Source organism: Reichenbachiella faecimaris (genome assembly GCF_900176375.1).
GTDB lineage: Bacteria > Bacteroidota > Bacteroidia > Cytophagales > Cyclobacteriaceae > Reichenbachiella > Reichenbachiella faecimaris.
In genome coordinates this window covers 483,921-497,500 of the sequence record NZ_FWYF01000004.1, presented here as the reverse complement: position 1 = coordinate 497,500, position 13,580 = coordinate 483,921, and the positions used below count along the sequence as shown (strand labels likewise).

The window sequence follows — 13,580 nt, the reverse complement described above, 5'->3', positions numbered from 1 at the left end:
CGTTTGAATCTGCCGGCACCATCCGGTAAGGCTAAATACTCCTGAGAGACCGATAGTGAACCAGTACCGTGAGGGAAAGGTGAAAAGTACCTTGAATAAAGGGGTGAAATAGAACCTGAAACCGCACGCCTACAAGCGGTCGGAGGCACTTAGTGTGCTGACGGCGTGCCTTTTGCATAATGAGCCTACGAGTTACTCTTCACTAGCAAGGTTAAGCGATTAAGTCGCGTAGCCGGAGCGAAAGCGAGTCTGAATAGGGCGCCATAGTTAGTGGAGGTAGACGCGAAACCCGGTGATCTACCCATGACCAGGATGAAGTTGCAGTAACATGCAATGGAGGTCCGAACCAGTTGACGTTGAAAAGTCTTTGGATGAGTTGTGGGTAGGGGTGAAAGGCCAATCAAACCGGGAAATAGCTCGTACTCCCCGAAATGCTTTTAGGAGCAGCGTGGAGGTTAAGTCTGACGGAGGTAGAGCTACCAATAGGACTAGGGGGAGTCAAATCCTACCAAATCCTGATGAACTCCGAATGCCGTTAGATATACTCCGCAGTGAGGGCATGGGTGCTAAGGTCCTTGTCCGAGAGGGAAAGAACCCAGATCTACAGCTAAGGTCCCAAAGTATATGTTAAGTTGAACTAAGGCGGTCCAGTTGCCGAGACAGCAAGGAGGTTGGCTTGGAAGCAGCCATTCCTTTAAAGAGTGCGTAACAGCTCACTTGTCGAGCGACAGGGCATCGATAATAATCGGGCATCAAACATATCACCGAAGCTTAGAATTGTAATTTATTACACTGGTAGGGGAGCATTCTATTCTGCATTGAAGCTGTGGCGTGAGCCATGGTGGAGCGTATAGAAAAGCAAATGTAGGCATAAGTAACGATAATGCGGGTGAGAAACCCGCACACCGATAGACTAAGGTTTCCACGGCAATGCTAATCAGCCGTGGGTTAGTCAGGACCTAAGGCGAACCCGAAAGGGGTAGTCGATGGACAATGGGTTAATATTCCCATACTACCATACTCAGTGATGGGGTGACGGAGTAGTGAAAGCGCTGCGAACTGACGGAATAGTTCGTTGAAGGGTGTAGGTATTGGACCGGTAGGTAAATCCGCCGGACTAGCTGAACCTGATAGTACCTTGATCCTTCGGGAGACGGGATAATGCGCCTAATCAGACTTCCAAGAAAAACCTCTAAACTTATGAATATGGTACCTGTACCGTAAACCGACACAGGTAGTCAAGGAGAGAATCCTGAGGTGCTCGAGTGATTCATGGCTAAGGAACTAGGCAAAATGGCCCTGTAACTTCGGGAGAAGGGGCGCCAGCTTCGGCTGGCCGCAGTGAAAAGGCCCAGGCGACTGTTTAACAAAAACACATGGCTTTGCGAAATCGAAAGATGATGTATAAGGCCTGACACCTGCCCGGTGCCGGAAGGTTAAGGGGGGGCGTTATCTCTTCGGAGAGAAGCGCTGAACTGAAGCCCCGGTAAACGGCGGCCGTAACTATAACGGTCCTAAGGTAGCGAAATTCCTTGTCGGGTAAGTTCCGACCTGCACGAATGGTGCAACGATCTGGGCACTGTCTCAGCCATGAGCTCGGTGAAATTGTAGTCGCGGTGAAGATGCCGCGTACCCGCAACGGGACGGAAAGACCCCATGAACCTTTACTATAGCTTCACATTGGTATTGGGTAAATGATGTGTAGGATAGCTGGGAGGCTTTGAAGCTGTGTCGCTAGGCATGGTGGAGCCGTTGGTGAAATACCAGCCTTTATTTATCTGATGCCTAATCCCGCCTGGCGGGAGACATTGTGTGGTGGGTAGTTTGACTGGGGTGGTCGCCTCCAAAAGAGTAACGGAGGCTTTCAAAGGTACCCTCAGTACGTTTGGTAACCGTGCGTAGAGCGCAATAGCATAAGGGTGCTTGACTGTGAGGCCAACAAGCCGATCAGGTACGAAAGTAGGATATAGTGATCCGGTAGTTCCGTATGGAAGGGCTATCGCTCAAAGGATAAAAGGTACTCTGGGGATAACAGGCTGATCTCCCCCAAGAGCTCATATCGACGGGGAGGTTTGGCACCTCGATGTCGGCTCGTCACATCCTGGGGCTGGAGAAGGTCCCAAGGGTTGGGCTGTTCGCCCATTAAAGTGGCACGCGAGCTGGGTTCAGAACGTCGTGAGACAGTTCGGTCCCTATCTGTTGTGGGCGTAAGAAATTTGAGAGGCTCTGACTTTAGTACGAGAGGACCGAGTTGGACGAACCTCTGGTCTACCGGTTGTGGTGCCAACTGCACCGCCGGGTAGCTACGTTCGGTGAGGATAAGCGCTGAAAGCATCTAAGTGCGAAACCCTCCTCAAGATGAGATTTCTTTTAAAGGTCGTTAAAGACGATGACGTTGATAGGCTACAGGTGTAAAGGCAGTAATGTCAAAGCTGAGTAGTACTAATTACCTGTAAACTTTCTATAACAGTGTTATACCATTCTTTCTTTCACAATATTCATGTCAAGGGCAAGCGTAGCTTGCGAATTCAATATTTGATATCAGAAATTCAAAATTGAATAGACTTTAAGAAATTTAACAGAGCAGTAGGCTTTGTTCTTTCAAGAATTTTAAATCTCAAATTTGAAATCTTGAATAGTAAAATTTTATGGTGATTATTGCGAGTGTGTCCACCTCTTCCCATTCCGAACAGAGCAGTTAAGCCACTCAGCGCCGATGGTACTACGGTAATACGCGGGAGAGTAGGTCGTCGCCAGTTTTTATTTATCTGCCAGAGCTTTAGCGAAGGCAGGTCAAAGGGTTATTGAGCAATCAGTAACCCTTTTTTTGTGCCCCCTTTTTCATTAAATACAAAACCTGTCCTGCCCACTAAATACTGGGGCTGGGTTTTTTACTCGCGTAACTTTCATTTCAAGACCTTTGGACTGTGATTGCCTTTGTGCCATGTGCAAAAGACTGAATATCATTGCCCTAAAGGCACCATAAATCGTATATAATTCATTAATTTGCCGATTCTAAAGGGTGGATGTGAGTTCATCCTTTTTAATTTAATTCTATGAAGCCACTGGTGATAAGGAGAAGGAACAAAAAGGCAAGATATAAACCCATTCTAAAAAGTACACAGAATTGGCCAGTGGTACAGATGGCCAAAAAGCGAGATGAGTTTATCCAGCTTGTAGTTGAAGAGAGTTTTGATAACATGTTGTCACTCAATAGAGGTCGTACCTTGCGAGAGGAGATTGAAATGACTGCATTTCGAGAAAAACAACGCGCGAAAAAACATCCGTGGAAAGTTGATCCCAAAGATGACTATGACTTTTGGGATGGCGTGCAGCAACGAGTGGTTAAGTTGGACGGCATGCCTACAAAGGATCAAGACCAGCATTTAAAAGAGATATTACGAGAGATTTTGAATCGCTATGGGAATGAAATTGCAGGAAATTTCAACCCATCTCACTATCATGTAGCACGTACATTGGTCACATTGGGCTTCGGGCGGCTGCTTAACGCTGCACGCGTCAAGGGACCTTGGTCATTATTCAGTAATCAGCTGGATCTGGATGATAAGATACACATAAAAGGTTCTGTTGATCAGCTAAGAAAATTAGCTAAGTTGGGTACAGTAGTTATGGTACCGACACATTTTAGCAACATCGATTCTGTGCTTATTGGCTGGATTATTCAGTTTTTGGGTTTACCTCCATTTATTTACGGAGCAGGTTTAAATTTATTTAACTTAAAAGTGTTCGCCTATTTTATGAATAGTGTGGGTGCTTACAAGGTGGATAGACGTAAGAAGAATTCTATATACCTAGAATGTCTGAAATCATATTCTACCATTGCTTTGAGGGAAGGGTGTCATAGTTTGTTTTTCCCTGGAGGAACGCGATCTAGGAGCGGTAAAATTGAAAAGGCGCTGAAGCTTGGGTTATTGGGTACGACCATAGAGGCTCAACGGCAAATTTTCCAATTTGAAGATAATCCTGACGAGAAAAAAATATTTATTGTACCAGTCACTCTTAACTACCATTTCGTTCTCGAAGCTCCAAGTTTAATCAATGACTACCTAAAGAGTAAGGGGCAAGAAAGGTACTATGAAGAAAACGACGAGTTCACCACTTCATTTAAAATTTCAAAATTCTTAATGAAGTTCTTTACCAGAGGATCTGATATTTCAGTGAGCATAGGCAATGCGCTTGATGTTCTTGGTAATGAGGTTGATATCAATGGAAAGAGTTTGGACAAACATGGTAATGAAATAGACTTAAAGGACTATTTCAAATCCAATGGAGTGATTACAGAAGATGCCCAAAGGGAACAGGAATACAATAGAATTTTAGGTAAAAAAATTGTCAAGGAATTTCATAAGCACAATCGGGTATTTTCAAGTCACTTGGTCGCATTCACAGCTTTTAGAATGTTGGGACGCAAGCATGCATCATTGGATTTGTATGGCCTATTGAGATTGTCAGATGATGAATTAGTTATTCCTTATGAAGATTATAAAGCAGGCCTATCCAATTTGCTGGATGCACTTCGTGCGATGAAGGATGCTGGAGATGTAGGATTGGCAGATCACTTGAGTCGGGAGAAAGATGACATCATTAAGCATGGAATCAAGAATCTTGGCATGTATCATGCACAGCCACCCTTGGGCTTTTCCAAGAAGGGAGATATCGTGATCCATAACATGAACCTATTATATTATTATCACAATAGGCTGGATGGCTATGAGCTCGAAAAGTACCTCTGAAAAGATAGTAGGTGTAATCGGGGCTGGTAGCTTTGGGACAGCCATCGCCAACATGCTGGCAGAAAAGTCTGCTGTGCTACTCTATGTTCGTGACAAGAGTAAAGCCGAACAATTCGCTCAAAATAGAAGCATAGGATCTCATGTGCTTTCAGACAATATAGAAATCACCAATCAGCTCTCTGACATTGGCACCAGATGCGAGATAATTTTTCCGATTGTTCCCTCTGCTAATTTTAGGCAAATGATACGCGATCTGTCGCCCTTTCTTAGACCTTATCATATATTGATACATGGTACGAAAGGCCTTGACTTATCAGTTGCTGAGGGAGAAGAAATATCCAAGAAAAACCCACTCTCCAGGAAGCATGTCAAGACCATGAGTGAGGTTATTTTGGAGGAAACATCTGTGTTAAGGGTTGGCTGTCTGGCTGGTCCAAACCTGGCTAAAGAAATAGAAGAAAAACAGCCAGCTGCTACTGTGGTAGCTAGCCATTTTGAGGAAGTGATTGATCAGGGGCAGAAACTTTTGAAAAATGATCGATTCTTAGTTTATGGCAGCAATGACTTGATAGGTATAGAATTGTGTGGTGTGCTAAAGAATATCATCGCCATTGGCACGGGAATGATCAGTGGCATGGGCTTGGGCGAGAACTCCAAAGCCATGCTTATCAGTCGTGGTATGGTCGAGATGGTTTATATTGGAAATGCGCTCGGAGGAAATACAAAAGCATTTTTGGGATTGGCAGGTGTAGGTGATTTAGTAGCTACGTGTAGTTCTAAGCTGAGTCGAAATTTTACGGTAGGGTTTCGGCTGGCATCTGGTGAGTCATTGGATGATATCATCACATCAATGGAAGAAGTAGCTGAGGGTGTTAATACTATCAAAATCATCAATAGGCTGGCAGAAAGTTATAATATCCGCGTCCCTATTACAGAAACCTTACACAACATCATAGAGGGAGAAATGAGTGTTCAGGAAGCTTATACCTACTTCATGAAGTTTCCCTTCAGATCTGAAATAGACTTTATTTAATAGCCTTCATGGCTTTAATTCTCTTTAACAGACTAGGGTGAGAGTAATTCATGAACTCATACCACGGATGAGGAGTAAGATTTCCTAAACTATCAGAAGTCAGTTTTTTCAGTGCAGCTATTAATGGTTTTTTATCGTATGTCTTAACTGCATATTCATCAGCCTCATATTCATTTTTACGACTAAATAAATTCATAAACACGCCTATTATCATAGATATGGGAGAGAAGAGAATGGCAAATGCAAACACATTCAAATGAAGTGCAGTCACATTGCCTCCCAAAGCCCACGATATTTCACTGCTAAAAATGAATTTAGATAAAAGCCATAGCATAAAGCCAGTTTGCAATATGCTGAGAAGCATTGACCAAATGATATGCTTCTTTTTGAAATGCCCCACTTCATGTGCCAACACGCCAACCAATTCTTCATTTGTATGCTTTTCTATGAGTGTATCGTAGAGTACAACTTTCTTTTTCTTTCCTAAACCAGAAAAAAATGCATTGCCTTTGGAAGATCTTTTTGATCCATCTATGACAAATATGTTGTTGAGAGGAAATCCCACTTTTTGACTATAGTTGGTGATGGCAGTTTTCAAATCCCCCTCTTCTAATGGACTCAACTTATTGAAAAGAGGAATAATAAGTGAAGTATAGAAGATGTTGATGAAAATCATAAAAACACTGATTGCCACCCAGAAATAAATCCAGAAGTTTTCTTCAAAAAACATGACCAAAACAATAAATAAGCTGGCAATAATTCCACCAAAAATTAGGGTAAGTGCATAACCCTTGATTTTATCTAAAATGTAGGTCTTGACAGTCATTTTATTGAATCCATATCTTTCTTCAATTACAAATGTGCCATAAAGGTCAAAGGGGATTCCGATTAGGTCTGAAACGATGTAAACCACACCAAAGAAATACAAGGAAGTTAAAGGCTCAACAGGAGCTATACCTCGCAGGTATTCATCCAACCAACCAAAACCTCCGAGCCATAGGATGGCAAGCATTAAAATAAAACTGAAAGTAGAACTAATGATAGAAAATCTAAATACCTCAGACTGGTAGGTTTGAGAAGTGGCATATTTTTCGTCATTATAGATGCCTGCCAGTTCACTTGGAATGGGCTGCTTGCTGCTCTTATTATTTAGAAGGCCTAAGACTTTATTGATCAAAAAATCAAAAGTTAGAATGCCAATAAGAAGATAAAGTATAGTTTTATAATCCATGCGCTTTGTTTTGCGCAAAGCTAAGGATTTTGATGAACTAGAAAATCATAGGTAGCGGGCATTTGAGTTCTCGTACAGAACGTGAAGGCTTTCTTGGGTCGCCCCATTTGAAACTATAAATCAATGATACTTCATGTGCACCACCACTTTGTATGCCCAAATTGGAAAGGGTGTAGTCAAAGCTGTATCCTAAGGTGAATTTCTTCTGAGTCACACCAAACATGAATATCAATGATTCGTTGTTTGACCCGCCACCTTCAGGAGATTTGATAGGAATTCCTCGATACCACATACCAAAAATAATTGGGTCCCAAGTGAAGTACAGTCCCAGATCCAATTGATTGAATTCACCTTGCGCTCGGTAGTTGAACGTTGGCGAAAGACTTCTACGAGCTCCAGACACGGTTTCACCTCTAGTGTATCCAGTATTTAATGGGATCATATATCCACCATGAATCGATAGTTTTTGTGGCAAGGGGCTATCTTCTCCCAGGAAAGATTGATTGGGTTCTCTGATATGATGCATGGATACGCCTAGCCATGTTCTTGCCGAATAAACTACGCCACCCAAGGCAATATCAAAATAATTCACTTTCCAATCTGTATTGAATTGTTCGGCACTAGGGTTGCCTGTATTGCCGTTGTTGTCGAGTTGATCTCCGAAAACCAGTTTATTGAAGTCTACATTTCTAGAAGTATAGGAAACCTGAAATGCAGGTCGGAATACCCATTTGTAATTGACATTCACCTGATAGGCGTATTGCAGGGCGATCTCATTGGATTGTAATCCAACTAATCCTTCTTTGTCATTGACGAATAACAGACCTACACTACTGTTCTTCTCGTCAAAATTGTTATCCACATAGACAGAAAAAGTCTCAAAGTTAGCGTCTATTGATGGCCATTGATTTCTGTAATTGATACCTGCACGGCCTTGTTGAGTAATACCAGCAAGAGCCGGATTGAGATACAAAGGCGCTGAGTAATACTGGGAAAACTGAGGGTCTTGAGCCCAGGCTTTGTTAGTACTAAGCAGCGTAGCGAATATCAATAAGACGAAGGAAAATCTTTGCATCTGTTTGTTTGAATCGGGGTTAAGCCCTTAAATAGAATCGTTGCAAAATATAAAATATTGTCTCAAATGAGAAATGAATTAATTTTTGTTGGATCATTTACATTGAAATATATTTTGTCACCGTTAGTAATAGTAATTGAGTTATTTTTAGCCCCTGATAAATATTCTCCTAATTTAATAAAAGGACAGTTAAAGATTTGAGAACCCTTACAGAAATGATGAACGTGATAATAAGGAAAAGCTTGCCTATTTGGCTATTTCTATTCGCATTTATTTCATTCAGCGTTTCACTTCAAGCACAAAACTATTCAGAATATAATTGGCTATTTGGTAATTCCACGAATACCATTACTTTTAATAAGTCTGATGCCAGAGCTCAGCTAGATACTTTGCAATTCACACCCTTTGGGACTGGTGGTGGTGCAGTCATTACTGATCCCGTTACGGGCAATCTACTTTTTTATACAGATGGGGAAAATGTCTATGATTCCAATCATGATTTAGTACCAAACGGCACTGGTTTGGGTGGAGATGCAAGTATCAACAGAGCAGCTTCAGTCGTGCCTATGCCTTATTTGGATGGTGAGTATTACATTTTTACTAATCCAGGAAGTACGGGTCCAGAGATTTTGTATTCAGTACTGGATAAAGCATTAGTAGGGAATGCGACAGGAGGGGTACCACCATTAGGTGATGTAGATGCGGGGCGAAAAAATTTAACCACAGGACTGACCAACCCTTCCGAGGCCATGATTGTGATTCAGCAGGACATAGACAACTATTGGGTGGTCACTAACGATCGGACCACTTTTGATTATCAAGTGTTGGAAATTAACAATGGTGTGCTGAATCCTGTAATACAAATATTTGACCTGAATGATGTGACAGCTCCTGATTTTGAAGCTGCCTCTTTTGCTTATGATCCCATAAACTCCGTGCTGGCAGTTGCTCCAAGAGATGCCAGTAGAAATGTGACTTTACTAGATTTCGATTTGGCTACAGGTGTGCTTACGCTCAATTCAGTCATCTTGAATACAGGTAATGTAGATTCTTCAACAGAAGCTGTTTATGATATTGAATGGTCTTCCAATGGGGAGAATCTATATATTTCGCGCCACGGGGGGACAGGTACAGTGGCCAATCTCTATCAATACAACATCAATGATGCGCTCAGTACAGTCAATTCCATATTGTTTCAGCCTGTTTTTAGAAGCTATGGTGTACAGAGAGGACCAGACAATAATATTTATCATTTGTATCAGCAAACCAGCACTGACGCTATTGAAATTGGTGTAATACTAGAAGCTGATAGTATTTTTCATGCAGACAGTACATTTTTCAATGTAGGTTATGACAGCTTGGCTTTCACTCCATCTGGGATTGATGCGACCCAATTCCCGCATTTTTCAGCTCCTCATTTTGAAGCCTTTGATACCGTGGGGTTTGCTTATATGGATACCTGTGCCCTACTTTCTACAAAATTCTTTTCGAATGTAGAGCCGCCAGCTCAAAGCTATTTATGGGATTTTGGTGATGGCACCCAGTCAAATTCCATTAACCCTGTTTATACCTATCAAGCGGCAGGAGCATATCCTGTTACACTTACTGTAGAGCTGAATGGTGTGATTGAAAACTTCGTACAAACCGTAAATGTGGTAGACAATGATTTGCAAATTGACTTAGGCATGGATACAGTAAGATGTGTAGGCGAAATTTTCACTTACGATGCAGGCGACGGCGGAGCTTCTTATTTTTGGAATACAGGAGAGTTTACTCAAAGTATCAATGTAGACACTACGGGATTATTTTCTGTAGCTGTTGTGAGTGCTGCCACTGGTTGTGTCAATTATGATTATGTGCAGGTAACTACCTATGAAGACACTAACATATTTAGAAATCAATGGTACTTTGGAGAAAATGCAGGTATAGACTTTAATCCTCCGGCTACTTCTGCTATTACAGATGCCAATTTGATGAGTTCGGCGCAGGGAGCTTCTTCAGTTTCTGACCTCAATGGAGATTTGCTTTTTTATACCAATGGCGAAACTATTTGGAACAAAAATCATCGAGTGATGGACAATGGGGATGATATAGGAGGTGATCCTAATTCAAGTCAGGGAGTTATGATTGTTCCCTTACCCAATGACAGTTCTATATATTATGTTTTCACCTCAGATCCAGTTTATGGTGATTTTACTTATGACATGAAGTATGCAGTAGTGGACATGAGAAAAGATACTGCCCAAGGAGAAGTGATTGTGAAGGATGTGTCGCTGTTTACGAATAGTACGGAACGTCTAACGGCATTTGGGTTAGGACAGGGGATCACCTGGTTGGTTACTCATGAATATGGAAACAATCAATTTCGTTCGTATCCACTCACACAGTTTGGTATCGGAGCACCAGTAACCTCTTCTGCAGGTAGTGTGATGAGATTTGATGAAGAAAAAACGGGTCGAGCCCAAATGAAATATGCTGCTGGTGGTGGAGTTATTGCACTGGCATTTCAAGATACTAATGAAAACTATGTTGAGTTGTTCAATGTAGCCGATAGCACTGGGCAAATCACAGGCCTGGCAAAAATAGATATTGATGAACCAGCACCATCACTTATTTATGGAGTAGAATTTTCATCAAGTATGCAAAGGCTCTACATTAGTACCAATGGTACTAATGGTTCGAATCTACTGCAGTACGATTTAGATAGTCTCTATGCTCCCACGGCTAAGGCGGATATTGAAGCCACCAAATTTATTTTGGGCTCTGATGCAGCTTTACAATATGGTGCGCTGCAAACGGGGACTGATGGGGTGATCTATCTGGCCGTAGATGGTCAGACATCTGTAGGTACCATCAATAGCCCAAATGCTGATGATGCCAGTGCTTCATTTAATGATGGAGGATTTGACCTGATGGGACGTACAAGTAGATTGGGATTACCAAATTTTGTGCAAGAGCTGCCACTGAGTGCTCAGAATCCTGGAATTGCTTATTCCAATCCTTGTTTGGGTCAAGAAACCATATTTGATGGTACAGGTACCTCTATCATTGATGAATTCTTTTGGTCATTTGATGATGGTACTTCAGCTGCTGTTGAAGATACTACCCATATTTATAATTTATCCGGGACTTATAATGTCAGCCTAACCGTAACCAATAGATGTGGTCTGGATACCATTTTTGTGGAGCCCGTGGATATATTTCCGATTCCGGCCGTACCTACCTTGCAAGATGCCGTAGCTATTTGTAATGGCCCCGTTACGCTAGAAGCCTGGCCAGTAGATACTGCTGCTTTTAGCTATACCTGGTCTACAGGAGAAACGACCAGAACCATTACAGTAGATACGCCCAGTTTAGTTTCTGTTTTTATTACCAACACAGAAGGGTGTCAGTCAGACCCTAGAGAATCGTTTGTGGATGATACCAGACCAGTAGTGGATTTGGGTGCAGATCAAATCATCTGTGAAGATGTCGGATTTACAGACTTAGATGCGCTGAATCCTGGTTCTACCTATTCTTGGTTGCTCAATGGAGTATCCAATGGCAATACATTACGAACGCAAGCTGTGGATACTTCTGTGCCTGGCGTATACGTCTATGAAGTATCTGTGGAAGATATTTTCAATTGCGTGATAACGGATGATGTGACCTTGACGATAGAAAACCTTCCTCAGTATTCAGCACTAGGTGGTACTACTTCCGGCTGTTCTGCTGATGATGGTGCGATCACGATAGATATTACTGAAAGTGGAAGTTTCAACTATACTGTGAGTGGCCCATCCAATATTATTACCACTGCAACAACTGGCCCTGCAACTATTCTGACGGCGAGCAGTTTGAGTCCAGGTGGATACTCTGTTTTACTTACAAATACCCTTACAGGTTGTTCTCTTAGTTCGGCAGCCACTGTCCAAGATGGCGGATCTACTTTTGCCATTGATAACGTTACGCCTACCCCTGATTGTCCTGGGGATGGGATTCTTTCTTTTGATTTATCTGGCCCTGCTCCGGCCAATGTGAATTACGAGCTGTATGATGAATTTGGAAATCTCGTGGTAAGTGCTGGTGCTTCTCCATCTCCGTCAAGTTTCTTAATAAACAATTTAGACTCAGGTACTTATTCTATAGTTATAGTAGAGCAGGTGAGTGGTAATGAGTGTGTGCAAACATTGGACAATATTGTCCTAGACGGAAGCCCCCTAGCAGAATATGATACAACACCTCAAAACATCTGTGGTACAGAAGGGGAAATAAGTATTTTCCCAACAACTATTGATCCAGGCATCACCTATACTTGGAGTGGTCCTGGCGTTGTGGGTTCTTCGCTTGGTGAGACCATTACAGTCTCAGCTGGGGGAAATTATTCAGTTACCTCTACAGGTGTTGGTTATTGTGAGGTGACAGAAATAGTTAATGTAGTGCAAAGTGCAGCGCCAGAAGTTGAAATTGAAACAGAAGGTGAGGACTGTGAAGGATCATTAATCTTATTTGCCAATGTAACGAACGGCTTGGTGGGTAATGGTGGTTATCAATGGGACAATGGTGCCAATGGCTCAAGGCGTGGAATTAATTCATCAGGAACTTATGATGTACTGGTATTGGATCAGGGCACAGGTTGTACAGGTGCAGCAAGTGTTGATGTCAATGTTTTCAGTGAGTTAACAGTTTTTGCTGCTGCTACTCCAAATTGTGATGATAATGAAGAAGTGTTTCTCACGGCTTATTCTAATATCTCTGAGGATGTCACTTTTACATGGACTGGTCCATCAGGCGTACTGGGAGATCAAAGTGCTGAAATTTCAATTGGTGAAAGTGGTACCTATAGTGTACTGGTTACCTCGGACGTGAGCAGTTGTGAAGCAGATGCCTCGTTGAGTGTATTGGTGGTGCCAATTACTGAAGATCAGCTGCTTATGGAAGAAAGAGAAATTATTTGTAGCGAGGATACCGACCCAGCCAACAATTCAGTAGATCTTGATCCGGGTTCATTCAGTACGTATGAATGGACTATAGTGAATGACGACCAAATTTTGTCAACGGATCCCATATTTACCGTTTCAGAAGGTGGAATATATGAGGTCACGTTGAGTAATGGCTTTACCTGTATCCGTGATGTGGTGGAAGTACTGGACGACTGTCTACCCAAGGTATATGCACCCAATGCATTTACACCTCAGACATCTCCAGGTATCAATGATGAGTTTTTCGTATACCCGAATGATTACGTTAGTAATTTTGAAATCAAAATCTTTTCAAGATGGGGTGAAATGGTTTTCCAATCTAATGATATCGGCTTCAGATGGGACGGCACTTATCGTGGTAAGCTCCTGAAAATAGATAGTTATATCTATGTCATGCGTTTCAGAAGTTCATTGATGCCAGAGTTAGGGGAAATTGAGCAGCGTGGTGGAGTGGCCCTTTTAAGATAAGTTCTGATATTAGCATTTCGGCACGATATGTGATAAATTTATAAGTAAAACAATTTAT

5 protein-coding genes and 2 rRNA genes (1 of these 7 only partly in view) are annotated in these 13,580 nt (G+C 42.1%); 5 read left to right on the top strand and 2 right to left on the bottom strand.

Annotated elements, in window-relative coordinates:
* The 4 genes from B9A58_RS18775 to B9A58_RS18760 all read left to right on the top strand — a co-directional run.
* A 23S ribosomal RNA gene (locus B9A58_RS18775) occupies positions 1–2,466 on the top strand (it extends 418 nt beyond the left edge of the window).
* A 181-nt stretch (positions 2,467–2,647) separates the two neighbouring features.
* Positions 2,648–2,759: ribosomal RNA gene (gene rrf, locus B9A58_RS18770) — 5S ribosomal RNA — on the top strand.
* Between the two features lie 297 nt (positions 2,760–3,056).
* Positions 3,057–4,754 (top strand): 1-acyl-sn-glycerol-3-phosphate acyltransferase, encoded by a 1,698-nt coding sequence (locus tag B9A58_RS18765; RefSeq protein WP_084374408.1) that lies wholly within the window; start codon positions 3,057–3,059, stop codon positions 4,752–4,754.
* A complete protein-coding gene (locus B9A58_RS18760) occupies positions 4,732–5,787 on the top strand; it encodes an NAD(P)H-dependent glycerol-3-phosphate dehydrogenase (protein WP_084374432.1) in 1,056 nt (351 codons plus the stop codon). Before B9A58_RS18765 ends, B9A58_RS18760 begins: the two co-directional genes overlap by 23 nt.
* Here the strand turns inward: B9A58_RS18760 and B9A58_RS18755 are convergent.
* Together B9A58_RS18755 and B9A58_RS18750 are read right to left on the bottom strand one after the other, a co-directional pair.
* Positions 5,780–7,018 (bottom strand): M48 family metallopeptidase, encoded by a 1,239-nt coding sequence (locus B9A58_RS18755; protein WP_084374407.1) that lies wholly within the window; start codon positions 7,016–7,018, stop codon positions 5,780–5,782. The two genes, B9A58_RS18760 and B9A58_RS18755, sit on opposite strands and share 8 nt — an antisense overlap.
* 37 nt (positions 7,019–7,055) lie before the next feature.
* The gene (locus B9A58_RS18750; RefSeq protein WP_084374406.1) at positions 7,056–8,093 is read right to left on the bottom strand and encodes a PorP/SprF family type IX secretion system membrane protein; all 1,038 of its coding nucleotides are present in this window, start codon (positions 8,091–8,093) and stop codon (positions 7,056–7,058) included.
* Positions 8,094–8,308: 215 nt separating this feature from the next.
* On the opposite strand from B9A58_RS18750, the gene B9A58_RS18745 reads away from it, so the two are divergent.
* Entirely contained in the window at positions 8,309–13,522 is a 5,214-nt protein-coding gene (locus B9A58_RS18745; protein ID WP_084374405.1) for a PKD domain-containing protein, read from the top strand.
* The last annotated feature ends 58 nt before the right edge of the window (positions 13,523–13,580 follow it).